This window comes from Aerosakkonema funiforme FACHB-1375 (assembly GCF_014696265.1).
In the GTDB taxonomy this organism is placed as follows: Bacteria; Cyanobacteriota; Cyanobacteriia; order Cyanobacteriales; family Aerosakkonemataceae; genus Aerosakkonema; species Aerosakkonema funiforme_A.
The window spans coordinates 20,451-44,113 of record NZ_JACJPW010000073.1; the positions used below are offsets into that span (position 1 = coordinate 20,451).

Here is a 23,663-nt window from a genome sequence, read left to right on the forward strand (position 1 = left end):
TGCGAACAACACAGGGATATACGGATATATCAATGGGATGGAAATCCCTGCATCTGCGAAGTCCGGGTTGTACGACTGTGGGCTGGGATCGCCTACTTCCCCTTGATGGCGGGGCGGGGATCGCTTATTTAAACCCTACAAGTTTAACAACAGAAAGGAAAGAGGCTAGTGCCGTTACGCGGAAGTCATTCGATCGTGACTACCAACCGATCGCAATACTTCTTAGTTCCTCCATATCCAGATAATCGACGGCAAATGCTTGCCTTAGCAGATCCGGAGGAATAAACTCGTCATACTTGTGTAATTTGAGCGCTTCTTGCGGATTTACCAAATCTTCTGCCTTAATTTGCCGCTGACAAAGCTCAACAATAGCATCTCGAATATCTTCCGGTCGGCTTTTCCCAACTTTTAAGGTTAAAAAATAAGGTGGCGAACCGCCAATACTTCTCATATCTAAATACTCCCGACCAAACACATTTAGCAATCTTTCTAGCGTGCGATAAGCCACAGTACCCATCCACGGAAAAATACAGCAACTCTTACCTTCTAACGATAAAATATTACTTTTATTCAATGCCGCATTTCTAGCTAATTGACGAACCGCCTTTAGTCTTTCCTTCGCACCCGTTTGCAAATAGCTATACTCAACATCCTCAAACAGAACCTGTCGCATTCTTTGCAAAATGCGGGTGTGAATATTAGCGCTACTGCTACCGCGCCAAGCAATACTCGCCATTCCCTCAACTTGCTTTACCCAAAGCGTTTTTGCTTTTGGCTCAATATCCAAAACTTCCCAAGTCCGACCCGCCAAAGTAAACTGCCCTCCCACAGACGGCGGCATAATGATGCTGCCAATTTCCATCGAGTCATCCCTGACGATGTACTCTTTCTGTTCGGCAAAGACAGCGTAAAAATGGAAAGAACGCACAATTTTTTCCGCACTTGAACCTACAATTAACTCACCTTGTTCTGTTTGCTCAATGTGATCGATATCGATTAGGTAACGCAAGAATTGTCGGAAATCATCTTTGGAAATAGCGCTAAAGCTGGGCAAAGTCAAAACGCGATCGGCAAGCGCAGCTGGTGAAAGTTCCCCCGCTGCTGTTAAAATACTCATCGTTTGGTGATACAGCAAACTCAAAGGATACTGCGTGGGTTCGATCGGTTCAATCCATCTTTCTTCTAAATAAAGTTGAATAATGGCAATACATTGTAGCAATTGCCAGGGAATTTGTTCTGGCAACGATTCTTCATCGGATAGTTCTTCTTCAGTGCAAATAAAGCGCATATCGGCGGGGTCACCTCGTCTGCCAGTACGTCCCAATCTCTGCAAAAAGCTGGATACTGAAAAAGGTGCGTTAAGCTGAATTACTCGCTGTAATTGACCCAGGTCTATTCCCATTTCTAAAGTGACTGTGGCAGCCGTGACAGCCGGGGTATTTGCTTCGCGCATTGCCTCCTCAGCAGCTTCGCGCAATTTGGCAGAAATGCTGCCGTGATGGACGTGATAAATATCCGGCAACCCTTCCGCGTAGGCAATCTGACGCACATTAGAAATAACCGATTCTGTCTCGGCGCGATTGTTAGTAAAAATCAGACATTTGCGAGATTTGGTAAGGTTGAAAATGTATCTGTAATGGGGACTTTCGTAGAAATCCTCAAAGAAACCCGGTTTCTTAGAGAAACCGGGTTTCTCGGAGGGTTTCTGAGTATAGAAATGTTCTAAAGCCAAGTGAACTGTACGCTGTCTATCGTTAATATTAGCAGTAATAACTGGATTTTCAGTTTCGGCACGCAGCCATTCTTCAGCTGACGAATAATCGCCAAGCGTTGCTGACAAACCAATTCGGCGGGGCGTGTTTTTCACAAATTTCGATAACCGCGCTAACTGACAGAGAATCTGACAACCGCGTTCAGATCCCATGAAGGCATGGATTTCATCAATGATGATAAACCGCAAGTCATTGAACAGGCGAGTCAGTTCGGGAGGTTTTTTGTTAATCAGCAAACTTTCTAAAGATTCGGGGGTAATTTGTAGAACGCCTTGGGGATTTTTGAGCATCATTTCTTTGCGACTTCGCAATACATCACCGTGCCAAGCCCAAACGGGAATATCTGCTTCTTTCAAAAGGTCGTTGAGTCGATCGAATTGGTCATTGATCAGCGCTTTAATCGGGCCAATGTATAAAACGCCGATGCTTGTGGCGGGTTTTTCGTGCAATAATGTCACCACTGGCAGAAAAGCTGCTTCGGTTTTGCCGGAAGCTGTTGCAGCGGCAATTAATAGGTGAGCGTCTGTTTCAAAGATAACTCGGCAGGCTTCGATTTGGACTGCTCTTAATTCGCTCCAACCGTTGTTGTAGATGTATTCTTGGATGAATGGTGCTAGACGGGAAAAAGGACTCATAAATTTTAGATTCTGGATTTACTTATTTCTCACCTTTTCTCGCTCCCAGGTTCTACCTGGGAGCGAAATTTTCGAGGCTCTGCCTTGTTTATTAAAATGAAATTCGATATGAATTTCACCAATTAAACTTAACCTAATGTAATGATATAATAATAAATTAAATATCATAGATGAGTATCATATTTATTGTTAGATTCAGTAATCTTACGGTAGCAGAGGCAAAGAGGTATTAGCTAAATAAATTACAAACCTCTGAAGTGCGACAAATGACAGGTCTGGGATTGGGTGATATTCCACAAGAAACGCTGCGCGATCGCTACCAAGTGCAACGGGAACTGGGCAAAAAAGCGGGACGACGAACCCTGCTAGCACGCGACCTCGAAACGCGAGAATTAGCAGTGGTTAAATTATTGTTATTTGATAATAACTTTGGCTGGGATGATTTGAAGTTGTTTGAAAGAGAAGCCGAAACTCTCAAAGCACTCTCTCACCCTGGAATTCCCCGCTACCTAGACTATTTTGAAATAGATTCACCAAATATTAAAGGATTTGCTTTAGTACAAAGTTATATTCAAGCACAATCTCTAGAAGAACAACTGAGAGCGGGACGTAGCTTCAGCGAAGTAGAAGTTAAGCAACTAGCTAAAGGTATTTTAGAAATTTTAACTTATCTGCACGGGCGACAGCCGCCAGTAATTCACCGCGATATTAAACCTAGCAATATTTTATTAACTAATCGCTCTGGTAATAGTGTCGGTCAGGTTTATTTGGTAGATTTTGGCTCGGTGCAAACTCTGGCCTCTAAAAGAGGTGGTACTATGACTGTAGTGGGAACTTACGGTTATATGCCGCCGGAACAATTTAGCGGTAGGGCAACTCCTGCTTCTGACCTTTATAGTGTGGGAGCTACTTTAATTTATCTGGTAACTGGTCAACATCCAACCGATTTACCTCAAACAGATTTACGAATTGAATTTGAACGAGCAGCTAATATTAGCCTTGGTTTGACTGATTGGCTAAAATGGATGACAGAACCGATTTCAAGTAAACGTTTGGCTTCTGCACAAGAGGCTTTGCAAGCTTTAGATAAAACGAAAAATGCTACGCATAAAAAGAGCGATCGGGTAATCACTAAAAAGCCTCCTGGCAGTAAAGTTATTTTGAATAAAACCGCTAATTTATTAGAAATTATTATTTTACCAGCAGGTTTTTTTTCAGTTTTTAATCAAAGTATATTAGCAAGTATAATTGTATTTCCACTTATTGCTGGATTAGCTTTACTACCTATAGCTATGCTAATAATCGAAACAGGAACTTTATTTTTAAAGATAGGATTAATTTCACTTGTATTAGCTGTATTAGCTTTAGTAGTCTCCGGTATTTGGAATATATTGATGGCAACCTTCGGCCAAATGCGGCTATCGATCGATCATCAGGAAATTTCTTTGCATTACAATTTGTTTGGAATTAGGCGTTATAATCCGTCCCCAAGTTCAAGACAAAATATTACTCATATAGAGCGAAGACAAGACATTTATCTTAACCTTGAGCGTAACCCATATTTGATAATTTGGTCTGAGATGAAAAAGTACGAACTTTCTACTAAAAATGCTTTCCCTCTCACTACACCAGAGATTGAGTGGTTAGCTCAAGAACTCAGCGACTGGCTGGGCTTACCGATTACTAGAGATTAATATTATTTCCACGAAATAGTCGAGAAATTGAGCTTGTTTATCAAGTACGAAACTTAGAGGTTAATTTGGCGAACTCAACGGAGACTATAACCAAAATTTTCCATTCTAAAGGAGTATGCCGATCGACATAATATAACAAGCGTACTCTACTGTTTAATATGCCAAAAAATAGAAGTACCGATCGCGATCGAACTTTATAATTTAAAAATGGTAAATTGTTTGGTTGACTAAATTATGGACTTTAACTACAAATGGAAAAATGGCCGTCCGCCAACTCAAGATGAAGCCGCAAGCAGCCCATCTTTGCTAGATGAAAGTCAGTTTGACAGCGAAAGCGATCGCAAACTAGCAGAAGAAAATGCACGCAGGTATTTAGGCGTACCGATAACGATTCCAGATGATGAAAAATCTGTACTGCCTCGTGCTGTTCCTGATGGAGAACAAGCAGACATTAATAAGGTATAACCTTAGCTAAAGCACTTTTGGTTGAGTTTGGTAAAAGAGCGATCGTCTAAATTTCCCCCTATAAATTCCACAATACCTGAAAGCTCACGACTTAGTAGCACCCGCTTGTTTTAATAGTTCAATAATCTCGGCGTGTTTTCCAGCTTTGCGCTCCTAATTTCCATCGCTAACGCCCCACTGAAATTTCATGGCATAAATCTCAGTCAGCAAGTCAGATACTTGAATACTGGAGTCACCAATTGCTAAATCCCGATCGAGAATTTGTCGAGCAGTTGCCAAAGCTTGCGATCCTGTAGTATCGCCTGTATGGAATACCAAACGATTTATCTGTGCAAGACGAGCAGCGAGGAGTTGCAAAAGAGCCATTAAGACTCGATTACCTCCATAAGCTCCACATCCCCAAAAACCAGTGTGAATAATAACAATTGGCTCTTGACGTTCTAAGTGAGATTCAATTCTGGCTGCTGAAAATCCAGTGAATGCCGTTGTCAGCACATACTCAATATCTTCATAACTGTAATAGCCATAACCTCCTGGAGGAGCTTCCATCGCAATAATATTAGTTATGGTAGGTGGATCGATCGGTTTTGTTGCTAGTCTTATCGCATCAGCTGTAGCTCGTGCAAAGTTATTACCATAAAGTCCAAAAGGTCGTCCATGTTCTGCATCTGCATTAGTTGCGATCGCACACCGCCGTTCAACACCGCGAATCACGACAGGTGTTGGTTCTCCATTCTCTACAGTTAGTGGTTCGATCTTGGCACTTAGCAAAGCCTCTCGAAGCGAACCTAGAGCAGGATGTTCGGCAACTTGCATCTCATCCTGAGCAAATAATCCTCCCCCGTATGCACAAAAAAGATCGGAATGGGCGAAATTAAGATACCACTCAACTTGGTTACTGTTGTGATTTGATGGCTCGTAATTAAAGTGACCCTTTTGCTCCTCAAACTCTGTTTCATAGTTTGGGAAAAGAGAAACTGGCGATAATGGCATTGCACGCCATCGTGAGAATACCAACTCACCATTGTGTACAGAACCGGGAGGGCAGGCGATTTGGTAAACAATCTTTTTGTTGTTGTTATGTAGCTTTGGTGGATGGGATTCTATGAGATGTTGGGCGTTGAAGGTGTAGCGACAAATTAAGTTTTCTGAAAAATCATTCATCATTTTTAACTCTCAGAAATACTTTCCCCATTATACCATCATGTATGAAACAATAATGCTTAAATTTATTGACTTTCATTGTTTCAATTTGATGTTACTATATTTCGAGGTTATTTTGGCCAATAAAAGGTGCAAACTCGCACCGTGAAACCAGGAATGAAAGACATCCTGCGTAGATTTTTCAACGTATCGCTGCGTTTAAAATCGCGAAATTACGTGGATTATTCAGTACAAAAAAGCTATCTTTTTTAATCAAATCACCAGTGCATATAACTGGCAAACGCTGCTCATAAGCTTTAATTGCTAGGTTGTATTCTGGTTGCCTTAGCTCAACATTGATTCTGCGGAGTTTTCCCACAACAACTCCCATCAGGGTGACAATCCCAGTAGAATTAAATTCTTCTATTTCAATTACCATTCCCTGAATTTCTATATTGGAAGCGCTGGTGAGCAAATCGCTTAAAATATCAAGTTGAGAACGCTTTTCTACTACCTCTAGCGTTGAAAGAGCATCACTCATACGAGCTGCATAATCTCCCAAACTTTTCAGATTAGGTAACAAAATTTCAAATTCATCTACATCATCCTTTTTATAAAGCCAAATAGTAGCATTATCCAAAAACGAGCCATCTTCATACCAGCCGTGGGTTTGCAAGTAAGCAGCCAATTGGCTGGGTTCTATAGTTTTAAGAGTTTCGCTATCTCGTACTGTTACTTTCATGGTTGACTTCCTTGACTAATAAGTTGCATTAAGGACTGAAGGGCTGAGACTGTAAATAGGTTACTTCTGGGTAAGGAAACTGTCACCGTTGCCGTGTTTTGTGTCTGAGGCATTCCTCGGAGTGACAGCCAATACGCGCAATACCTTATACAAAGTTCTTGTTCGGACTGTTGTATCCAGTCAGCTAAATTTTCGGGGAGTAAAACTACAACTAAGATTCGCGGAATGGCAAAGTTATCCATTCTCAATTCATCGTAGTTTTTCAGCTTGAGAGGGTATCTAACATAGCTGTCGTCGAGAACATCCCTTGAAGTAGATTTTAACTGCAATTCTAGCCGAGGCGATCGAATACGTCCTGTTCCACCCCTAGCAGCAATCCCCCAGTCTACGCTATCATCGTCTACCGCTGGCTTGTAGAGAGAATAGCCTGCTACTGATGCCACAGCCTGTAAATAAGCATTACTGAACTGTTCTTTTTGCTGGTTGATGTCCACGCGGCGCTGCACCTCTACCACTTTTGCCAAACTCTACGCTAGGGTGCCAGGGAAAGCACCCTACAGGTAAAATTAATATCACAAAGTAAACTCAGCAACTTCGCCATCTTCATCCCCATTAGATTTTTTTACAGCCGAGGAAAGCTGCAAACCAGTACCGTGAATTATTTGCTCGAAAGACATTTCTGAATTCTGTTGCAGGATATTCAAAACACTCAAAAAATCTCGCACAATTTCTCCCGGCGTTAGCAAGGCATTCGCACCCAAGCGACTAATCACTTCTTGCAAAAATTCATCAAATTCCCGGTTTGTCAGTTTCTTTTCGCTACCGTAGTGAGTGGCGTGAACATCAGCCAAACGTTGCAAAAGCTGCAATATTTCTGGCTGAGTTAAAGTTTCCAATTGTATAACCGGGCCAGAATTATCCTGCAAACCCGCTTTCACAAAACGGCTTTTGGCTGTGCGTCTAGTCCATGCGGGATCGTTGAAAAGTCCTCGTTTTGGATCTTCCAAAAACTTAGGCGTTCCACCTACAATAATACCAAGGTGTTCCGCTCTCCCCTGCATGGTGTCGTTAAACATTGCCAGTAGTTTGTCGTAGTTATTCTGTCGCGAAACTGCATTGCTTATCTTCCATAAATGCACGGCTTCATCAATTAGCATCAACAGTCCTTTGTAGCCAATATCGGCAGCAAATTTGGCAACCAGTTTGACGTAATCGTACCAGGTATCGTCGTCAATAATTACCCGCACTCCCAGCGCCGCTTTGGCTTCTGTTTTGGTGGCGAATTCCCCGCGCAGCCAACGCAGTGCGGCGTCTTTTTTATCTTTGTCATCCAATCGGTAGCCGCGCCAATAGTTACTCACAACTGTGGCAAAGTCAAATCCGTGAACTAAACCTTCAATATTTTTTACTGCTGCCAAAATTGTCGATTCCACTTGGTCATCGAAGCCGGTATCGTTTGGTCGCATTCCGCTAGTTTCGGCAACTTTAGTTTGAATGCTGCTAATCCATTTTTCTAAAATTAATCCTAAAGCACCGCCGTTGGGATGAGTTTTGGTGGCGATGTTTCGCATTAATTCCCGATAGCTGGCTACGCCTTGACCGTCTGTTGCTGCTAGTCGGCGTTCTGGGGATAAGTCAACATCAGCTACTACAAAACCCTGTTCCATTGCGTGATTGCGAATCAGTTGCAGCAGAAAACTTTTGCCGGAACCGTAGCGTCCGACAACGAAGCGAAATGCTGCACCGCCAGCGGCTATGTTTTCTAGGTCTTGTAATAGTGCTGCCATTTCTTTTTCGCGACCGACAGCAATATGTTCGAGTCCAATTCTAGGGACGACTCCCGCACTTAAGGAACTGAGTAAGGTAGTGGAAACTCGTTTGGGAATTTTCAATTTTGCCATATGTTTTAGATTAGGTGCTAGTTGTAGGGTGCGTTAAAGATAGTGTAACGCACCGCCAATTTGTTTGAATGGTGGGTTACGGTTTGCACCTAACCCACCTTACTAATTGTTTATTCCTTGGGTTTGAGAATCACCCTAATATTTGCCAAATACTCGGTTTCGGGAATTACAGGAAAAAGCGATCCTTGTTCGATAATTATATCGCCAATTGTAGCTATAGCGCGTTCGTTGATGGCATCAATTAACAATTCTGGCATGGTTATGTAGGATTCGGCGATTTTTTTAATTTCTGCGTTGGGATTTTCTAACTCTACTATTGCTTTGAGTACCTGAAGCTCTGAGTTTGTCAATTGTGCCACAAAGTCTATCCATTCGTCAGGGATTGTTGCAGATGGTTCGGCGTCGGTTTCTGTCTGGGTTGTTTCGGTTTGCGATGCGACTGTTTGTAGTTGTAACTCGCTTTCTATTTTGTGTTTTTCTGCAAGCAGCGATCGCAAACTCAAATCCAACTCTTCTTTCTGTTGTTCCAGGTGGTAAAGTTGCGTCTCCCATTGGTGAACTTCTTCTTCGAGAAGCTGTCTTTGTTCGCTCAGATAAACTAATTCGCGATCGAGCTGCTGCTTATACCTTTGTTGTTCTCCCGTTTGCACGTACAGCTGATTCAACTGTCTTTTCAAAAAACTTATTTGAATCTCTGTTCTCTGCTGTTCCGCTGCCATCAATTCCAGGTAATCGTACAGCTCGATTCCCCAATTTTCCAATTGGCGAATTTCTACCTCTAGAGCGGTGACAACACGTTTTCGCCGTATTCTCTGCTGCCAGTTTACGGCGATCGTTCCACAATAACTAGCGGGTACAGCTATTAAAGCTGCCAGAAATGCTGCTTTGATATCTTGCTTCAAAAGCAGGCTAAGAACAAAACTCACACAGAAGGCGACTGAAACCAGAAGCCACCGATTTTTTAACATAGCTAATTGCCGATCGTCTGGTGGCGCGAGCCTCAACTTTGCAACTACAAAACGCTGTAGTTCGGGTTATTCCGTATCGCTGCTATAAAAGGAGCATTGAGCCAACGCATCGATACCTTTCGCGTGTGATTGATAAAGGAAAACTCTCTCAACCTGGAACCATTCTCCCTCTTTCAAAACGCAATCCCCAACTCTGGGGATAATCTTGTAGGATTTTATCCACTCTTTATCTTCATCAGGTGCGCCATTGTTTTTATGTTCAAAGGATGCGTAGTAGACAAAATGAATTAAATATGTATCCATGTGGCAATTGAGTTTGTACAAACGCTGGCAGTCAAAAAAACTGCTCGGACTAAAACATTATTATCAAATTACAACAAATTTTACACCACGATGCCGACTTCCTCTGTGCTAGGCTTGTTTCGGTAGATGTGTCCGTATCTTAACATTCTCCCGGTGTACGCGGAAATGAATCACATTAGCTTAGTATGACATCCCCATTTTCCCGCAAACATCCCTTTTTTAACTATCGAGTCGCCCTGCTGCTTAGCATCATCCCTATCTTTGTGGTGGGTTTGACCTGTGAATTCTACTCTGGGCCGGGACAGGAGTGGCTTAACAATTATTGTGGAGATTTTTTATACCAAATATTTTTGATTCTGCTGCTGACTTTGGTCTGGCCACAAGCCGACCCCGTTTGGACTGCTTTGGGGGTTTTCATTTTTAATAGTGCGATCGAATTTCTCCAGCTGTGGAAACCCCCGTTTTTACAAGCGCTCCGAGCCACTTTGTTTGGGCGTCTGTTTCTGGGTTATTCTTTTGTGTGGGAAGATTTTCTGTTTTATGCAATAGGATGTATGCTGGGTTTTCTCTGGGTGCGTAAACTGAAAGTGGAGGTGCTGCGATCGAAAAATCACCCATCCACTCCCAGAAGCAACTAATTTTGATCGAACTGATGAAGCCATTTGATTACACCTTGGACTTTAAAAACATCGACTTTCGCGCTGACCCCGAACTTTATCGAGTTGGCAAAGGCGAGCAAGGAGTACTTTTGGTAGAACCGTACAAAGGAGAAATTCTGCCTCACTGGCGATTCAAAACACCTGAGCTTGCTAGGGAATCTGCCGACAAAATCTACCAGATGTTTTTAGAGTATCTCGATAAAGATGATTTTGTCGGCGCAGATATGGCGCGAAAATTTCTACAGATGGGTTATACGCGATCGCGCCGATATGCGAATCACAAAAGCGGTCGAAAATACAAGCAAAACCCCCAAAAAGAAACTTCCCCAGCCGCACAACTTCAAGCCAGAAAAAACCTATTGCCAAATGAACCCGATCCGGTAAAAGCTGAGTCAGCCGCAATCTTTAAAGAAAAATGGATGCAGGCAAAAACAAACGAGAAATATCTCCAGCTTCTAGAAAAACACAAACAGATACACGAATCGGATTAAATACTAAAGACAGGGGAAGTTATTATCCAAAATTCGCTGCGATAATCGGTTTTATAACAACCGCCAGGGCGGTTAGGGCATCCTAAAACGCCAGATCCAATTCACAGCAAGCATTTGATTTTGACTTTTGACTTTTGACTTTTGACTTTTGACCGAAAAAAAGGGGTTTCAAGCCTCCCATTTCACGGGGAATCATCAAAAAAATTTTTCTTTCAAGCTCCGTCCTTTTAAGGCGGAGCTAATCCAAAATCCTCTCTTGCGAAGGTGGGCATCGTGACGGGAACCGCCAAGACGCCCACTTCGCGCAAAATCCAAAATCCAAAATCGGGTGACTTTTGCTATACCTCTTCCTGCTGCCACTGCCGCAAAATGTCAAAACCATTAAAACCTCTGTAGTTTAGATAATTGAGCAATTTCGCTTTAGTTTTCGGATCGATTTTGTGAAAATCATCAATGTGGTATTTCCGCATCGCTTTAGCTTTCAACTGCGCCAAATCGCTCGTTTTGCCATCTTCTTTTTCTTCGACTTCGGAATGCCATACTTGCTCAAACACATCACTAGGAATTCCTTTTTCCAAGCATTTACGCTTGATAGCGGCTTTCCCGTATTTGCCTTGAGATGAAGCAATTAAGCTGACGACTAAGCGAGTATCCGACTGGTAATCTTTTTCTTGTAATTCCTGGATAGCATCTGCGATCGCACTCTCATCAAACCCCTTTTCTTTCCCTTTCCTGTGCAGCTCGTAAGCGCTGTAATCTCGCCGGGACAAAAGTTTTAAAAAGTACTCGTTGCAATTCATTTCTTGCACTCTCTTTATTAGACAAAACTTCTTGTGTAGAGACTCACTCCCTTTCCTAATTTAACATAACAATCTCACTAAATCCGGGTTTTATATATTAAAAAATACGTCGAATCCCCGCTTATCCCACTTTGAAAAAGTAGTTATGACTTTTGCGTAACTCCTAACTAACCTGTGGTAAAATGCCCCAGGAGGATATCTAAAATGAACAATACAATCTCAGACATAGCAGTAAAGACGATCGACGGCACCGACAAGAAACTCGGCGATTACGCGGGAAACGTCCTGCTCTTAGTCAATGTCGCTTCTAAATGCGGCTACACACCCCAATATGCGGGACTGGAAAACCTCAACCAAAAATACAAACAATCCGGACTACGCATTCTGGGATTTCCCTGTAACGATTTTGGGGCGCAGGAACCCGGTAGCAACGCCGAAATTATGAGCTTTTGCACGAAAAATTACGGCGTCACATTTGAAATGTTCGACAAAGTTAACGCTATTGGAGATAAAAAGCATCCGCTTTACGATCGACTCACCAAAGCAGTTAATCCACCCGGAGATGTTTCTTGGAACTTTGAGAAATTCCTGGTCAGCAAGCAAGGAGAAATAGTAGCGCGTTTCCGCAGCAGCGTCAAGCCAGATGCACCGGAATTGATCGCAGCAATTGAGCGGGAATTAGCCAAATAATAGAGGACAAAAATAGTCATGCGCGTTGCGATCGTTGGTTGCGGTTATGTGGGTTATGCTGTAGCCCGTTACTGGCGTCAAGAATTGGGTTTATTTGTCACCGCAACCACAACCACTCCCGATCGAGTGGCAAAACTGGAAGAAGTAGCCCAAAAAGTTGCCGTAGTCAACGGTAATGATGCAGCGAATCTAAAATCGGTGCTGCAAGATGTGGAAGTTGTGCTTTTAAGCGTTGGCGCTAAAAGCGCGAACCTGTATGAAGAAACTTATCTGCACACCGCCAAAACCATAGTTTCCGCACTCAAAGAAATTCCCACTGTGCGTCAGCTTATTTATACCGGGAGTTATTCGGTTTACGGTGACAAAAGTGGGGAATGGGTAGATGAATCATCACCCCTTGCACCTGCCAATCAAAATGGTGAAATTCTCGCTCAAACTGAGCAAGTTTTGCTATCTGCATCCGATCGAAACACGAGCGTTTGTATCCTCAGATTGGGCGGAATCTATGGGCCTGGTAGGGAACTGCTAAAGATATTTGGACGAGTCCCAGGTACAACTCGTCCGGGTAATGGCGATGATATCACAAATTGGATTCATCTCGATGATATTGTAGGGGCGATCGAATTTGCCAGAAAGCACCAACTGCAAGGTATTTACAACCTAGTCGATGATGCACATCTGCCCAGTCGAGAACTGCTCGATCGCTTGTTTACACAGCACAATTTACCCCCAGTTACATGGGATGCTTCCCAGAAAAGCGCCCGCCCTTATAACGCACGGGTGTCGAATCAAAAGCTCAAAACGGCGGGTTATCAGTTGATTCAACCCCAGATGATTTTCTAGAAAGTTCGGAAAGTCAAGCCGCCCTCCCCGATACGGGGAGGTTATTCTTCCACGTTCATTGACTAATTCACTATATAGTTATATGCTTAAATAAGCACTGTAAATTTTCCTAACTAGCTGGAAACGCTCTATGGGGTTGCCTACTCTTAGCCATCCCATAGAACACAACTTTCAATATTCACCAAAGTACAAGCTGTTGTGTCGGTTTAGACATGACCTCATTGGTGCTTGCTTCAAGCACTTTGTTCGAGGTTTTGAGTATCGACGCTTGTTCGGTATCCGTTCAGACAACCATCAAAAATTCAGGAGCATAAAAAATGGAAAACAGCTTTCCCGTAGAAAGTCCTTCAATGTCTCGCCGCCAGTTGCTCAATTTTATGACTGGTGCTGTTATCGCCACTACTGCTTCCGCCGCACTTTATCCTGTAGGAAAATACTTTATCCCACCAGTAGAAAGCGGTGAAGGTGGAGCTATCCTTGCTAAGGATATATTGGGTAATGCGATTCCAGCCAGCCAAATTTTAGCAGAACCTGCCGACACTCGCGCTTTAGTTGCGGGGTTAGCTGGGGAACCCACTTACTTAACTGTTAAACCTGACGGCACTCTCGACAGCGTGGGAATTGTGAATAACTGCACTCATTTGGGTTGCACCTTTCCTTGGAACGCAATCGATCGACAATTTCAATGTCCCTGCCACGGTTCGCGCTATAGTTCTGATGGTTCTGTAGTCAGAGGGCCAGCTCCTCTCCCTCTCAAATTGGTTCGGGTTGCTGTGAAAGACAATAGCATTTGGATATCTCCTTGGACGGAAATAGACCCCCGAACTGGGGAAACGCCTTGGTGGGTTTAGTAATTTTTGCAAAATTAAACGTAGGTGGGCAGTACGCACCAAAATAGCTGTAGCCCTCGAACACAGATCTGGTACTGCCCAGCCTGCAAATTATCTTTGGTTTATTGACGCCCACTTACTTAATAGCGTCAGCATTTTGACGCTTAGGTGCAGGCTGCTAAGTTCTATGTAGTAATATAATGAATAAGTCATAAAATTAAAAAAACATTATTAGCCCCAAGTACTTCTCTATGGCTAGCAATTCCTTGAAAAAGCGATCGCAATCCGCACCCCCCTCGCAACAACGCCAAATGTCAAAACTATCCCCAGATGCTTTAGCCTACGTAGCAGACTTTTTCAAGGTGTTATCAGAAGTCAGTCGATTGCAAATTGTCTGCTGTCTCAAAACTGGGCCAAAAAACGTTACGCAAATTATCGAAGAAACCGGCTTAGGGCAAGCTAATGTCTCCAAGCATTTGAAGCTGTTAGCTCAAGGGGGGATAGTGACTCGCACGCAGGTGGGAGTCAGCGTCTACTATGAAATTTCTAATCCCTTCCTGTTTGAACTGTGCGATTTGGTGTGTGGCTCCTTGTTGGCACAAATTGAGAAAAAAAATCAGCACATAGAAGAACTCAAATTTTTCTAAAGAGAGTGTGCGAGCTAGAGGCATTTACTGTTATTGCTAGTGGAGCCGTCCTTTTAACAGAAGCTCCTAATCTAGTAGTATTTATCTAATACTTCTTTCCGAGCGAGCAAGAACGCCCAGCCATCAACCTGGCCAGCAACCAAGCCGAACCGGGAATTTCCCGACCGGTAGGTGCTTTTCAACTGAAAGCGGGTGCTATTCCGGTTGTTGTTTTCTGGGGGCCAGGTTACGAGGGTAATTCTTTCGAGGTTCTCGTTACACAAGGCAGAACGGCAAACTTAAATGAAGGGGAGGAATGTATTTTTGTGGTTATTAAAAACGAATTAATTCGATACAATTTCTATGATTGACTTTGCCCCTTGGGATGCACTACTGCGCCAGTATGTGGATACACAAGGTCGTGTAGACTATCAAGCTTGGAAAAGGGAAAAACCCCAAGCTCTTGCGGAGTGGTTAGCGAGTTTAGATCCACAAAACATTAAATTCGATGACAACCAAAATGTAGAATTAGCATTATGGATAAACCTCTACAATGCCTTGACAATTTCTACGATTTTGGAACGTTATCCGATAGATTCTATTCTGCCTAAGATTCTCGGTATACCCAACTGGCTTGCTTTCTTGTGGTTTTTCTATCGCCCAGCTTATCGCTTTTCAGGTCGGCGCTACAGCCTCTCTCAAATCGAGCATAAGATGCTGCGGAAAAAGTTTCAAGATCCGCGCATTCATTTTGCGATCGTCTGCGCTTCCATTGGCTGCCCTTTGTTGCGAAATAATGCTTATTGGCCGGAAACAGTACAACAGCAGTTAGATGAAGATGCTCGTCGGTTTATTAATAATCCCGATAAAGTTCGTTACGACTCCCAAACATCAACTCTTTACTGTAGCAAAATTTTTAAGTGGTATCGCCAAGATTTTCTCAAACTTGCTCGATCGGTGCAAGAGTATATTCGTTCTTACCTCGAAACCGATGTTCCTCTGACAGATGCGACATCCATAAGTTATCTCTACTATGATTGGAACCTGAATCAAATGGAAAAAAGGGGTTAGGGATTAGGGCGTCGGGGCTAGGGAAAGTCAATCATTCAAAAATTCCTCCTCTTCCCTCTCCCTCTTCTCTCCTCCCTCTTCCGTCCTCCCTCTTCCCTCTTCCCTAGCCCCTAACCCCTAACCCCTAGCCCCTAATTAACGAATTTCCTCATAAAACTGTTTCAAATATGTTGCCGAAGCACCAAAACCCCACAAAAAGCCAATATAAAGGTATATGGCAGTAGCTTTGAGAGCGCCCCAACGCGCTACGCGGCGATCGGAACTTTGCACGATGCGATTTACCAAGCGAATTTGACCCTTCTGCACCAGCTTGAGGCACAAATCTCCCTCTTCCATAATGGGAAGATTTTCGTCAAAGCCGCCACATTCCCAAAAGTCATTCCGGCGGCAAAACATGACTTGATCGCCAAATAAAAGTCGCAATCCCCTAAAAAATAGGTGCGGCTTGAACAGCAGGGGAGCGTAGTAAGTTTTGAGATAATTATGTAGAGATATCCACCATCTGGTTATATTTTGACCTACCATTATGGAAATAAATCCGCCACAGGCAATTTTTTTGTCTGCTAAAGTTGCCGCAATAACTGTTATCAAATCGTCGGGTACTCTGGTATCTGCGTGTAAAAAGCAAACGATATCTCCCGTTGCAGCTTTGGCTCCGCAATTCATCTGAATTGCGCGTCCGCGTTTGTCACAAGTAAGAAGGCGGACATTAGCTGCTTTGGCAATTTCAACAGTTTCATCTTCGCTGCCACCATCGACAACGAGTATTTCCCAAGCATTCGGCGAAAGGGCATTCAAGCAACGCAAGGTGCTACCCAAAGAGGCTGCTTCATTGAGTGTAGGAATAATGATGGAAACTTTTGACATTGGTAATTAAGAATCCTCCTCTGCCCCTGGGCTCCTCTGCCCCTCTGCTTTTTTGTAGCGGTATTGGGATTTTAGTAGTTTTCCCCAAATAGCATTATAGGGATGTACGAACTGTGTAGGACGATCGTCTTTAAAAATTGGTCGTCCTTCATTTGCCCATTGAAAGATACTACCTTGCAAATTATAAACGCGATCGAATCCGGTTTGTTGAAGTTGCTGGGCAATATTTGCGCTGCGATAACCGACAGAACAGTATACGACAATGGGGGTATCGCTGGAAATGTCTGGAAGTAAGGCTAAATTGGGTGCGATCGCATCTATTCGGCGAGCATTTTTGAGATGACTGACGGCGTATTCCGCCTCGCTGCGAGCATCAATGATAATTGGCTGCGTTTGGGCGCTATTTTCCAGCCAATTCGCCAATTCTTTGGTAGTTAACCAGCAAACATGGGGTTTTTTGTAGCCGATCGCAAATTTAAGCAGTTTAAAAACAAGCGATCGCCCAAGCAGAAACATTTTACTGCAAATATAGTCCATCATGCTATCGGGTAGACAAATAGGGTGAGCTTCAGTTCACCATATCGAATGAGGTGGAAGCTTTTCCCAAAACGCTACTTTAAAAATTAGGAATTGTAAGTCGATCGGCACTAATGTCATTTTTGCGCCCGAACAATAATTCCTTAAAATTTCATCTTCACAGTAATGGTTAAATTATGCAAGCTCTACAAGAATTAAACTGCAAAGCCGCACTGAAACTAACTTTAGTTGCTATGGGAGCATTTCTGTGCTTCGCACCCGCTATGAAGGCATCAGCAGAAGCACCACCCTGTCCGACTCGCAATTCACAACCTCTGTACTTTGCTGAAAGTGCCAACTATGACGTGTCTATTTGCTCCGCAGAGAGGAATCGCAATACGCCCAAGTATTATGTTGCTACTAACAAAAATGGACGCGGTGGCATCACTTTGCCTTTATCTTCTTACAGAGGTATTGTATTTACCGCTAGAAACGGTCGTTACACTTACACCGTTAACGGCAGTAGGGGTCAGCTGGTCGTACAGCAACCAAATGGCAGACGTTCTGTGGAAAGGCTAGAAACTTATGGCCCTTTGAACGGCTACGGACACTAAGAAAGTCAAAAGTTAAAAGTCAAAAGTCAAAATTCAGAACTTATGGTTACTTTTTCACCCGGATGTGTGAAACGCTCGGTAGGTTAGGAAGATTAAGATTAAATCAAATAGATGCACCCTGATGATGCCCCTCCGAAGAGGGGTTTTTTGTTGGGCGATCGCAAAATACGCTCCAACAAAAAGCCCGTTCAGCTAGTATCGCTGTCCGGGCGAGAGAGAGATTGTATGCTTTTAATTTAACACACGCTTTGCCCAATATATCCGGACAATTATATTCCTTTCTGGTAGAGATTTGGGACAAAAAGCGAAATATTTATCTATATATTTAATTACGCTTTTATAAAATTTTTAGAATAACGTTAGCCTCCAGGCGAATATGGGTTTACATAATTGCAGAAAGTTCATCTACAACAACAATCCGTCCTTTATAAAGAGCGCGAATCAGGCGATCGATCGCGCTTCTTTGTTCTTCTTCAAGGGATTCATCCAACACCGCTGCCATCAATCCATAGCGATCTGCCAAAGTTATACGACCGGATGCGCTGACTTGAGCGAATAATTCGGAAATTGCGTTGGGGAGGAGTTGGACTTGCATCGTTATTAGTGGAACTCTATGCTTTTAATATCGTTTAAATTCCTGTGGTCGAGAGTGATTGAGCCAACTAACTAAATGTGATAGTTAATAACATCTCATTGTGAGTAGCAGCAATCGATCTGTGTGACCGAGATTTAACAATTAATGTGAGCAAAATCACATACTAAATTAGAGATAATGCTGTACACAGCAGCTTGCGGTCGGATGAAGTAGACCCTAGAAACCGGGTTCGCGTACCTACTCACCTGAAAAGCGTTGTAAATACCCTATAAAATTGGAAAGTAGTATAGTTTTTTTGCTCAACTTTAAGCGTTATAAAAAAAATGCCGCATTTCAATGATAGTAGTTGATATAAATCAACCACACAGATATATAATATTGCCAAATTTATGCCTTTTTATAAAGGATTTGATATTACTCAAGCGGCTAGAGTCGTCGCTTGTACAGGGGCAGACTTGGTAACAATCCATTTACCCGTTTCTGGGTCTCTATAAGTTAGAAATGGGTTTTGTTTCAAGGGTTTGTCACAAGGTTTAGTCATTTGACACACTCCTTCCTTATTTACAGAATATTGTAGGCGGCTGATAATTGCTATTTGGTGATTAAAGGTTTGATAAAAATGTGATAATGTTTGCCATAAGCTGTGATTTAAATCACTATATCTGCGTACTTGACGCAAGTGCGATCGCTCTCTTTCCTGGCTCCCTGAGAGCGATCGGCTGTAATGATGTCAACGACAAAGATGCTTTGCTTTCTTTCAATTAAATTTTGTTAATTCACGACTTGAGAGCCATGCAGTCGCGGGTCGTCCGATCCAGCTTTCCGTGTTACGGGTGCCTTAAACTTGGAAATTTGTCCAGTAGCTCTAGCATAGGGTACTGGTTCGCCAGCAGCTAAGGCTTCTAAGTTTGCCGCCATGACTGTGCGCGGTTGTTCGCCAATTGCTTGCGCGATCGCATTTCCATCTTGGCCAAAAAAGACAAAATGAGGTATTCCATCCACACGGTAACGTTCGATTTCTGGCAACCACTTGCTGTTATCCACATTCAGCATCACGAAGTTTACTTTACCGGCGTACTCTTGTTCGAGTTCGCCCATATCCTTAGCCATCAGCTGACAGCTGGTACACCAATTGGCATAAAACTCCACTAGGCTTGGTTTACCGTTGCTGAGGGCTACCTCCAGAGGTGTAGAATTTTCCGCTAAAGTGGTGAGGGTAGCCGTGTCTGTCTCGGTGCGCGAGCCAAAAAATAGGGCAACGGTGAGAGCGATCGCTGCTAATACAATCAATAAATTTCTGACGCGCTTCCCTACAGTCGATTCTGTGTTTTCCGGAGATGTTATCGGTGGGTTAGTTGAATTGCTATTCATCGGTTATCTTTTACAAAAAAACAATTACACGCTAATTTTAATCTAGCTCAACTAGACAGAGGCTATCGTGCTAATCAATTTTTATCGGTTTCTGATTTTACTTTTCGGTGGGAGCTTGCTTTTAGCCGCTTCCCAGTCACTACCGGAAGTGGTTAATCACCCAAAACCACAACTGGATATGAATATAAATCCCTTTCTAGAAGCTGGTTGCAGTATTGACGAGTATGATGCTCTCGATTGCGCTCCGCAAGCGCCAGTGCTAGCCTTTGGATGCAACCGATTAAGCAAACCTGACGATTTGCTGGGCGGACTTACACCACCGCTTCCCTTGCTATTTTGCAAGCTCACACCGTCGCGATCGCTGCCAGCCCCAGCAGATTATTTCTACCGCACGGGTGGGTTACTTCCCAACTATATTCGCTATATTGTATTTAGAAATGGCAAGTTTAAGCTTGTCAAAAATCTTTCCGAGTTCAAAAAACTATTTGCCCCGATCGAATCGACTGAAGAAGCATTGAGCTATGCCCTAGCTGTAAAAAATCTCCAGGCTTACTACGGACAACAAGCCAACCCAAGTTATGAATACTTTGTGGATAAAATAGAAGATACTAATGTCGTTAAAACCCCACAAGGTTATTTAATCAATTTGTACGAAAAAAGAGTATTTGGCTGTGGCCCTCATCCGATTTCGGTGGTAAATGTCTTGGTAACGTCTGCGGGTAATATCCGCGAGGTGAGCAGAAAAGAGGTTTACAAAAATCCAGCCGAAGATAGTCTTTGTGTTGATTAATAATTAAAAGGTAAGTATGAAAAAACGAGTAACGCTGATTTTTCCCAAACGCGCCATTCAGATGCCAGTAGCTTATCGACTGGCTAGGGATTTTAACGTGGCTGCCAATATTATCCGCGCTCAGGTTGCGCCCAATCAAGTTGGTAAGCTGGTGGTAGAACTATCGGGCGATATTGATGCCTTGGATGCAGCGATCGAATGGATGCGATCGCAAGACATCACCGTTTCTTTAGCCAGCCGCGAAATTTTGATCGATGAAGATGTCTGCGTCCACTGCGGTTTGTGTACAGGCGTTTGTCCCACGGAAGCGCTCACTTTGGAACCGCAGACATTTAAGCTGATGTTCACGCGATCGCGCTGCATTGTCTGCGAACAGTGCATCCCCACTTGTCCCGTGCAAGCAATTTCCACTAATTTGTAATCTCAAATCGCTCCAACTACGGGGAAAGGCAGATGAAAGTCGAGTCTATTCCGATCAAAAACTTCAAGCGATTTGACCATCTTGAAGTTTCGTTCAAAAACCAAAGCCTCAACGACGTTAGCAAACGATTTCTGGTAGTTGGAGATAACGGTACTGGCAAGACAACTCTGCTGCAAGCGATCGCACTTCCACTAGCCCTAGCAACTAGACAAATTCAAAGTGTATCTGATTTTGATTGGTTAGGGTTTCTTCCCGGTCGCTATCAGCGCTGGGGACATCCGTACATTGAACTAGAAGTATCATTTGAAGATGAAGAAATTGAAGCCACACAAGCTGTAGCTAGAAGATGGTTGGATGCACAACCAGAACGCTTTGGAGTCGAACCCGGTGATAGCAATTCTGTCCAAATAATCCTAGATGGGGAAAGATGTCGTGCCAGAAATAGTCCAGAATATTTTCAGTTTTGGGGGCGATACTACGCCAGACAGTTATTGAAAACCGATCCATCTGTTCGTTCCGAATTCGCCAAACTTCCAGGTATTTTCTGGTTTGACCAATTTCGCAATCTCGGCTCAAATCCGCCTATAGAAGAAAATGGATATGGGTCGGAAAAGTCAGGAATTGGTAGAGTTTCCTTTGAATTGGGTGTAGCTCGCTTGCGTAAGTATCTTAATGGCTGGAAATTTGCCCAGCTTACTCATAGCTATCCCATTGACTACTTGATGCAATTGGAGAATCTTTACAAGAAAATCTTTCCGGGACGCTCCTTTGCTGGGGTAGAACCGATGCCCGGAATTGATTCACCAACACCAGAAGATTATTACTTTTTAATCAATGACGGACACCGCACCTACGACATTGTAGAAATGTCAGCAGGTGAACAATCGGTATTTCCTATCCTCTATGAATTTGTCCGGCAACAAATTGCTCGATCGGTTGTATTAATTGATGAAATAGACCTCAATCTTCACCCGCCAGCGGCACAGTTATTAGTCCGCCAAATTCCCAAGATAGGCCAAAATTGTCAGTTTATCTTTACTACCCATTCTGAGGCTGTGAGCGACATAATCGGTGAGGACGAGACTTACCGTTTATTTGGGGGAGCGCTGTGCCTGTAAATATTCTCTACTGCAAAAGAGTCTACCCTACGTTTAATGATTGACCGAAAAAAAGGTTTCAAGCCTCCCATTTCAAGGGGAATTATCAAAAAAATTTTCCGAATATTGTAGAGACGTTTCATGAAACGTCTCTACAATATTAAAGGCGGAGCCAATCCAAAATCTAAAATGCTCTCATCGAGTGACCTCAAGGACTGCCAAAACCACCCAACGCTGCTTGACTGAAACTTGCCGCGCCAACACTAGCCCGCACCGCAGATTGGGAAAAGATTTGAAAAGCCTGACGAATTTCGGAAGTGCTGTTAGTTGGGGTTAGTATCCACTCATCCCGCAATCCCATTTCTTGGAACACTTTGCGGAAATCTGTGCTGCCATTGTCAATCCCCATTGCGGCGATAATATGATTTTCTGCCATCAGCATATCTTTAACAATGGAAGCAACATTTTTGGCAGTAGCTTTTGTAGAATGTTCGTCAGCACCATCGGTAATAATTAAAGTGATAGTGCGAACGGGAACGCCGTTATCGGCGAATTCCTGAGACTTAGCTAAAACAGTTCCCAGCAACACAATAGTTTGGTCATATAAAGGTGTACCTTCGTTGGGTTGGTAGTTACCCGCATCCATCCGCACCGCTCGATCGATCGGACAATAAGGATACAACACATGACCGTTGAGATAGCGATTGTGAGCTAAAATGTTGTCTCGCTGTTTGGAATTTTTAAGAGCGTCGAGTACGGCATTATGACCGTCTCGCACCGCTTGAGTATTGCCAGAATAAGCAATAGAACCGGAATCATCGGGCATGATGGTTAGAAGTACAACTTCGCTCGCCATGACATCATCTACACTCACTCCCAATCCGGCTTGGATTTGGCTACCGATGTCAATTACGTTTAATGCTTGTAAGGATGCAGAAGAAAGCAATCCTTCTTCTTGGGCTGTTTGGAAAAGGTTGTTGAGATTGGGTGTTTGGCTCATATTAATTAGGAATGGTGAGGATAAAGGAACCACAGATGAACACAGATAAACACAGATGAAAATACTGACGCAGTATGAGCGTAGAAACCCGGTTTCTTTCTCGGTTTTAGGTGTGCAAACCCTGATTTGGTAGAGAAACCGGGTTTCTTTGGCATTCGTCCCAGATGAAAGCAAAATATCTGCGTTCATCTGCGTTTATCTGCGGTTAAAATTCAAAGCGTAAGATCGGCCCAAGTTTCGATCGGCTGGGTTGATTTGACTATGTGCATTCCCGCATCGGCAAAGCGTTTAAAAGCTGCATCTGCTGGATCTGTAAAGTCGATTACTCCTGGAACGACGACGGGTGAAGTGCAATCTTCTAGCAGATAAACTTTCTTCGCCAAGTTGGGATCTTGCGCCACAATTTCGGTTAGCAAATCGTCAATTGTCCAGGCGACGCAATGACTTTTTGCTTGACCTGCAATAATGACAGCATCGAATTCGAGTAATTTCTGAATAAAACGAGCGTTTTTCTGTGCGATCGGTCGTCCATCCGCACCTTCTAAAACTTCCGGACGCAAGACGGAATAGTTCTCTGTCAGGGGATTTCCGCCTTTAATTTCAAATCCAGTTTGGCTGTTACGGGCGATCGCATGGAAAAATAGCGCTTCTTCCACAGATGAAACTAAGTAGTCGGACAAAAGTAATCGACACTGTATGAACTTTTGTTAAGGCACTTGCAGGAGTGCCTTCGCACAGCGTGCCGTAGGCATATCGTGC

The 23,663-nt window shown here is 43.3% G+C and carries 28 protein-coding genes and 1 pseudogene; 14 read left to right on the top strand and 15 right to left on the bottom strand.

Annotation, left to right across the window (positions count from 1 at the left end; genetic code table 11):
- Positions 1-199 precede the first annotated feature (199 nt).
- On the bottom strand, positions 200-2,407 hold the full coding sequence (locus H6G03_RS24325; RefSeq protein ID WP_190469847.1) for a DEAD/DEAH box helicase: 2,208 nt from the start codon (positions 2,405-2,407) through the stop codon (positions 200-202).
- Positions 2,408-2,673: 266 nt separating this feature from the next.
- On the opposite strand from H6G03_RS24325, the gene H6G03_RS24330 reads away from it, so the two are divergent.
- Positions 2,674-4,101 (top strand): serine/threonine protein kinase, encoded by a 1,428-nt coding sequence (locus H6G03_RS24330; protein WP_190469852.1) that lies wholly within the window; start codon positions 2,674-2,676, stop codon positions 4,099-4,101.
- Positions 4,102-4,335: 234 nt separating this feature from the next.
- A complete protein-coding gene (locus H6G03_RS24335; RefSeq protein WP_190469854.1) occupies positions 4,336-4,566 on the top strand; it encodes a bromodomain-containing protein in 231 nt (76 codons plus the stop codon).
- 153 nt (positions 4,567-4,719) lie between these two features.
- Here H6G03_RS24335 and H6G03_RS24340 read toward each other — a convergent pair whose 3' ends face one another.
- The 6 genes from H6G03_RS24340 to H6G03_RS24365 all read right to left on the bottom strand — a co-directional run bounded on the left by H6G03_RS24340 (position 4,720) and on the right by H6G03_RS24365 (position 9,623).
- Complete coding sequence (locus tag H6G03_RS24340) at positions 4,720-5,733, bottom strand: hypothetical protein (protein WP_190469857.1); 1,014 nt, start codon at positions 5,731-5,733, stop codon at positions 4,720-4,722.
- 178 nt (positions 5,734-5,911) lie between these two features.
- Positions 5,912-6,451 carry a hypothetical protein gene (locus H6G03_RS24345; RefSeq protein ID WP_190469860.1) on the bottom strand — a complete coding sequence of 180 codons (540 nt, stop codon included), beginning with the start codon at positions 6,449-6,451 and terminating at the stop codon, positions 5,912-5,914.
- On the bottom strand, positions 6,448-6,966 hold the full coding sequence (locus tag H6G03_RS24350) for a DUF4365 domain-containing protein (RefSeq protein WP_322111964.1): 519 nt from the start codon (positions 6,964-6,966) through the stop codon (positions 6,448-6,450). The genes H6G03_RS24345 and H6G03_RS24350 overlap by 4 nt, the downstream gene beginning before the upstream one ends.
- A gap of 57 nt (positions 6,967-7,023) precedes the next feature.
- The gene (locus tag H6G03_RS24355) at positions 7,024-8,352 is read right to left on the bottom strand and encodes an ATP-binding protein (RefSeq protein WP_190469863.1); all 1,329 of its coding nucleotides are present in this window, start codon (positions 8,350-8,352) and stop codon (positions 7,024-7,026) included.
- A 110-nt stretch (positions 8,353-8,462) separates the two neighbouring features.
- Positions 8,463-9,356 (bottom strand): tellurite resistance TerB C-terminal domain-containing protein, encoded by an 894-nt coding sequence (locus H6G03_RS24360; protein WP_190469866.1) that lies wholly within the window; start codon positions 9,354-9,356, stop codon positions 8,463-8,465.
- Between the two features lie 30 nt (positions 9,357-9,386).
- Positions 9,387-9,623 carry a hypothetical protein gene (locus H6G03_RS24365; RefSeq protein ID WP_190469871.1) on the bottom strand — a complete coding sequence of 79 codons (237 nt, stop codon included), beginning with the start codon at positions 9,621-9,623 and terminating at the stop codon, positions 9,387-9,389.
- Between the two features lie 185 nt (positions 9,624-9,808).
- Here H6G03_RS24365 and H6G03_RS24370 point away from each other — a divergent pair, with 185 nt between their 5' ends.
- Together H6G03_RS24370 and H6G03_RS24375 are read left to right on the top strand one after the other, a co-directional pair.
- Positions 9,809-10,261 carry a ribosomal maturation YjgA family protein gene (locus tag H6G03_RS24370; protein WP_190469874.1) on the top strand — a complete coding sequence of 151 codons (453 nt, stop codon included), beginning with the start codon at positions 9,809-9,811 and terminating at the stop codon, positions 10,259-10,261.
- A gap of 14 nt (positions 10,262-10,275) precedes the next feature.
- On the top strand, positions 10,276-10,773 hold the full coding sequence (locus tag H6G03_RS24375; RefSeq protein ID WP_190469877.1) for a DUF4385 domain-containing protein: 498 nt from the start codon (positions 10,276-10,278) through the stop codon (positions 10,771-10,773).
- Positions 10,774-11,111: 338 nt separating this feature from the next.
- On the opposite strand, the gene H6G03_RS24380 is transcribed toward H6G03_RS24375, so the two are convergent.
- Positions 11,112-11,573, bottom strand: coding sequence for a regulatory protein RecX (locus tag H6G03_RS24380; protein WP_190469879.1), 462 nt, complete (start codon positions 11,571-11,573; stop codon positions 11,112-11,114).
- Positions 11,574-11,777: 204 nt separating this feature from the next.
- On the opposite strand from H6G03_RS24380, the gene H6G03_RS24385 reads away from it, so the two are divergent.
- From H6G03_RS24385 to H6G03_RS24405, 5 genes are all read left to right on the top strand, one after another.
- On the top strand, positions 11,778-12,263 hold the full coding sequence (locus H6G03_RS24385) for a glutathione peroxidase (protein ID WP_190469882.1): 486 nt from the start codon (positions 11,778-11,780) through the stop codon (positions 12,261-12,263).
- A gap of 18 nt (positions 12,264-12,281) precedes the next feature.
- Entirely contained in the window at positions 12,282-13,106 is an 825-nt protein-coding gene (locus H6G03_RS24390) for an SDR family oxidoreductase (RefSeq protein ID WP_190469886.1), read from the top strand.
- A 317-nt stretch (positions 13,107-13,423) separates the two neighbouring features.
- Positions 13,424-13,957, top strand: a complete 534-nt coding sequence (petC, locus tag H6G03_RS24395; protein WP_190469888.1) for a cytochrome b6-f complex iron-sulfur subunit — start codon at positions 13,424-13,426, stop codon at positions 13,955-13,957.
- A gap of 230 nt (positions 13,958-14,187) precedes the next feature.
- Positions 14,188-14,583: an ArsR/SmtB family transcription factor gene (locus H6G03_RS24400; RefSeq protein ID WP_190469893.1), complete on the top strand. Its 396-nt coding sequence runs from the start codon at positions 14,188-14,190 to the stop codon at positions 14,581-14,583.
- 342 nt (positions 14,584-14,925) lie between these two features.
- Entirely contained in the window at positions 14,926-15,633 is a 708-nt protein-coding gene (locus H6G03_RS24405) for a DUF547 domain-containing protein (protein ID WP_190469897.1), read from the top strand.
- Positions 15,634-15,768: 135 nt separating this feature from the next.
- Here H6G03_RS24405 and H6G03_RS24410 read toward each other — a convergent pair whose 3' ends face one another.
- Together H6G03_RS24410 and H6G03_RS24415 are read right to left on the bottom strand one after the other, a co-directional pair.
- The gene (locus tag H6G03_RS24410) at positions 15,769-16,500 is read right to left on the bottom strand and encodes a TIGR04283 family arsenosugar biosynthesis glycosyltransferase (RefSeq protein WP_190469899.1); all 732 of its coding nucleotides are present in this window, start codon (positions 16,498-16,500) and stop codon (positions 15,769-15,771) included.
- A gap of 6 nt (positions 16,501-16,506) precedes the next feature.
- Positions 16,507-17,040, bottom strand: coding sequence for a rhodanese-like domain-containing protein (locus tag H6G03_RS24415; protein WP_199315461.1), 534 nt, complete (start codon positions 17,038-17,040; stop codon positions 16,507-16,509).
- Between the two features lie 173 nt (positions 17,041-17,213).
- On the opposite strand from H6G03_RS24415, the gene H6G03_RS24420 reads away from it, so the two are divergent.
- Positions 17,214-17,630 carry a hypothetical protein gene (locus tag H6G03_RS24420; RefSeq protein WP_190469902.1) on the top strand — a complete coding sequence of 139 codons (417 nt, stop codon included), beginning with the start codon at positions 17,214-17,216 and terminating at the stop codon, positions 17,628-17,630.
- Between the two features lie 382 nt (positions 17,631-18,012).
- Here H6G03_RS24420 and H6G03_RS24425 read toward each other — a convergent pair whose 3' ends face one another.
- Both H6G03_RS24425 and H6G03_RS38965 read right to left on the bottom strand, forming a co-directional pair.
- Positions 18,013-18,225 (bottom strand): hypothetical protein, encoded by a 213-nt coding sequence (locus H6G03_RS24425; RefSeq protein WP_190469905.1) that lies wholly within the window; start codon positions 18,223-18,225, stop codon positions 18,013-18,015.
- A 418-nt stretch (positions 18,226-18,643) separates the two neighbouring features.
- The gene (locus tag H6G03_RS38965; RefSeq protein WP_255512277.1) at positions 18,644-18,766 is read right to left on the bottom strand and encodes a hypothetical protein; all 123 of its coding nucleotides are present in this window, start codon (positions 18,764-18,766) and stop codon (positions 18,644-18,646) included.
- Between the two features lie 86 nt (positions 18,767-18,852).
- On the opposite strand from H6G03_RS38965, the gene H6G03_RS24430 reads away from it, so the two are divergent.
- Positions 18,853-18,990: a hypothetical protein gene (locus H6G03_RS24430; protein WP_190469908.1), complete on the top strand. Its 138-nt coding sequence runs from the start codon at positions 18,853-18,855 to the stop codon at positions 18,988-18,990.
- A 6-nt stretch (positions 18,991-18,996) separates the two neighbouring features.
- Here H6G03_RS24430 and H6G03_RS24435 read toward each other — a convergent pair whose 3' ends face one another.
- Complete coding sequence (locus H6G03_RS24435; RefSeq protein WP_190469911.1) at positions 18,997-19,596, bottom strand: thioredoxin family protein; 600 nt, start codon at positions 19,594-19,596, stop codon at positions 18,997-18,999.
- Positions 19,597-19,663: 67 nt separating this feature from the next.
- Between H6G03_RS24435 and H6G03_RS24440 the strand changes: the two genes are divergently transcribed.
- The 3 genes from H6G03_RS24440 to H6G03_RS24450 are packed head-to-tail and all read left to right on the top strand — an operon-like array spanning position 19,664 to position 21,925.
- Positions 19,664-20,386, top strand: coding sequence for a hypothetical protein (locus tag H6G03_RS24440; RefSeq protein WP_190469914.1), 723 nt, complete (start codon positions 19,664-19,666; stop codon positions 20,384-20,386).
- 16 nt (positions 20,387-20,402) lie between these two features.
- Entirely contained in the window at positions 20,403-20,807 is a 405-nt protein-coding gene (locus H6G03_RS24445; RefSeq protein ID WP_190469916.1) for an NIL domain-containing protein, read from the top strand.
- A gap of 32 nt (positions 20,808-20,839) precedes the next feature.
- A complete protein-coding gene (locus tag H6G03_RS24450; protein WP_190469919.1) occupies positions 20,840-21,925 on the top strand; it encodes an AAA family ATPase in 1,086 nt (361 codons plus the stop codon).
- 187 nt (positions 21,926-22,112) lie between these two features.
- Here the strand turns inward: H6G03_RS24450 and H6G03_RS24455 are convergent, their stop codons facing one another.
- Both H6G03_RS24455 and H6G03_RS24460 read right to left on the bottom strand, forming a co-directional pair.
- Positions 22,113-22,904: a hypothetical protein gene (locus H6G03_RS24455; RefSeq protein ID WP_190469938.1), complete on the bottom strand. Its 792-nt coding sequence runs from the start codon at positions 22,902-22,904 to the stop codon at positions 22,113-22,115.
- Positions 22,905-23,116: 212 nt separating this feature from the next.
- A pseudogene (locus tag H6G03_RS24460) lies at positions 23,117-23,572 on the bottom strand (isochorismatase); the annotation flags it as partial.
- Between the last annotated feature and the right edge of the window lie 91 nt (positions 23,573-23,663).

What these genes read in the sequence shown, in the direction of transcription:
- H6G03_RS24365 (WP_190469871.1), bottom strand. Translation starts at nt 9,623, where the DNA reads ATGGATACATATTTAATTCATTTTGTCTACTACGCATCCTTTGAACAT.
- H6G03_RS24380 (WP_190469879.1), bottom strand. Translation starts at nt 11,573, where the DNA reads ATGAATTGCAACGAGTACTTTTTAAAACTTTTGTCCCGGCGAGATTAC.
- H6G03_RS24430 (WP_190469908.1), top strand. Translation starts at nt 18,853, where the DNA reads ATGTTTGCCATAAGCTGTGATTTAAATCACTATATCTGCGTACTTGAC.
- H6G03_RS24335 (WP_190469854.1), top strand. Translation starts at nt 4,336, where the DNA reads ATGGACTTTAACTACAAATGGAAAAATGGCCGTCCGCCAACTCAAGAT.
- H6G03_RS24345 (WP_190469860.1), bottom strand. Translation starts at nt 6,451, where the DNA reads ATGAAAGTAACAGTACGAGATAGCGAAACTCTTAAAACTATAGAACCC.
- H6G03_RS24445 (WP_190469916.1), top strand. Translation starts at nt 20,403, where the DNA reads ATGAAAAAACGAGTAACGCTGATTTTTCCCAAACGCGCCATTCAGATG.
- H6G03_RS24415 (WP_199315461.1), bottom strand. Translation starts at nt 17,040, where the DNA reads ATGATGGACTATATTTGCAGTAAAATGTTTCTGCTTGGGCGATCGCTT.
- H6G03_RS24385 (WP_190469882.1), top strand. Translation starts at nt 11,778, where the DNA reads ATGAACAATACAATCTCAGACATAGCAGTAAAGACGATCGACGGCACC.
- petC (WP_190469888.1), top strand. Translation starts at nt 13,424, where the DNA reads ATGGAAAACAGCTTTCCCGTAGAAAGTCCTTCAATGTCTCGCCGCCAG.
- H6G03_RS24405 (WP_190469897.1), top strand. Translation starts at nt 14,926, where the DNA reads ATGATTGACTTTGCCCCTTGGGATGCACTACTGCGCCAGTATGTGGAT.
- H6G03_RS24330 (WP_190469852.1), top strand. Translation starts at nt 2,674, where the DNA reads ATGACAGGTCTGGGATTGGGTGATATTCCACAAGAAACGCTGCGCGAT.
- H6G03_RS24340 (WP_190469857.1), bottom strand. Translation starts at nt 5,733, where the DNA reads ATGATGAATGATTTTTCAGAAAACTTAATTTGTCGCTACACCTTCAAC.
- H6G03_RS24375 (WP_190469877.1), top strand. Translation starts at nt 10,276, where the DNA reads ATGAAGCCATTTGATTACACCTTGGACTTTAAAAACATCGACTTTCGC.
- H6G03_RS24450 (WP_190469919.1), top strand. Translation starts at nt 20,840, where the DNA reads ATGAAAGTCGAGTCTATTCCGATCAAAAACTTCAAGCGATTTGACCAT.
- H6G03_RS24435 (WP_190469911.1), bottom strand. Translation starts at nt 19,596, where the DNA reads ATGAATAGCAATTCAACTAACCCACCGATAACATCTCCGGAAAACACA.
- H6G03_RS24390 (WP_190469886.1), top strand. Translation starts at nt 12,282, where the DNA reads ATGCGCGTTGCGATCGTTGGTTGCGGTTATGTGGGTTATGCTGTAGCC.
- H6G03_RS24455 (WP_190469938.1), bottom strand. Translation starts at nt 22,904, where the DNA reads ATGAGCCAAACACCCAATCTCAACAACCTTTTCCAAACAGCCCAAGAA.
- H6G03_RS38965 (WP_255512277.1), bottom strand. Translation starts at nt 18,766, where the DNA reads ATGACTAAACCTTGTGACAAACCCTTGAAACAAAACCCATTTCTAACT.
- H6G03_RS24410 (WP_190469899.1), bottom strand. Translation starts at nt 16,500, where the DNA reads ATGTCAAAAGTTTCCATCATTATTCCTACACTCAATGAAGCAGCCTCT.
- H6G03_RS24420 (WP_190469902.1), top strand. Translation starts at nt 17,214, where the DNA reads ATGCAAGCTCTACAAGAATTAAACTGCAAAGCCGCACTGAAACTAACT.
- H6G03_RS24400 (WP_190469893.1), top strand. Translation starts at nt 14,188, where the DNA reads ATGGCTAGCAATTCCTTGAAAAAGCGATCGCAATCCGCACCCCCCTCG.
- H6G03_RS24425 (WP_190469905.1), bottom strand. Translation starts at nt 18,225, where the DNA reads ATGCAAGTCCAACTCCTCCCCAACGCAATTTCCGAATTATTCGCTCAA.
- H6G03_RS24325 (WP_190469847.1), bottom strand. Translation starts at nt 2,407, where the DNA reads ATGAGTCCTTTTTCCCGTCTAGCACCATTCATCCAAGAATACATCTAC.
- H6G03_RS24370 (WP_190469874.1), top strand. Translation starts at nt 9,809, where the DNA reads ATGACATCCCCATTTTCCCGCAAACATCCCTTTTTTAACTATCGAGTC.
- H6G03_RS24355 (WP_190469863.1), bottom strand. Translation starts at nt 8,352, where the DNA reads ATGGCAAAATTGAAAATTCCCAAACGAGTTTCCACTACCTTACTCAGT.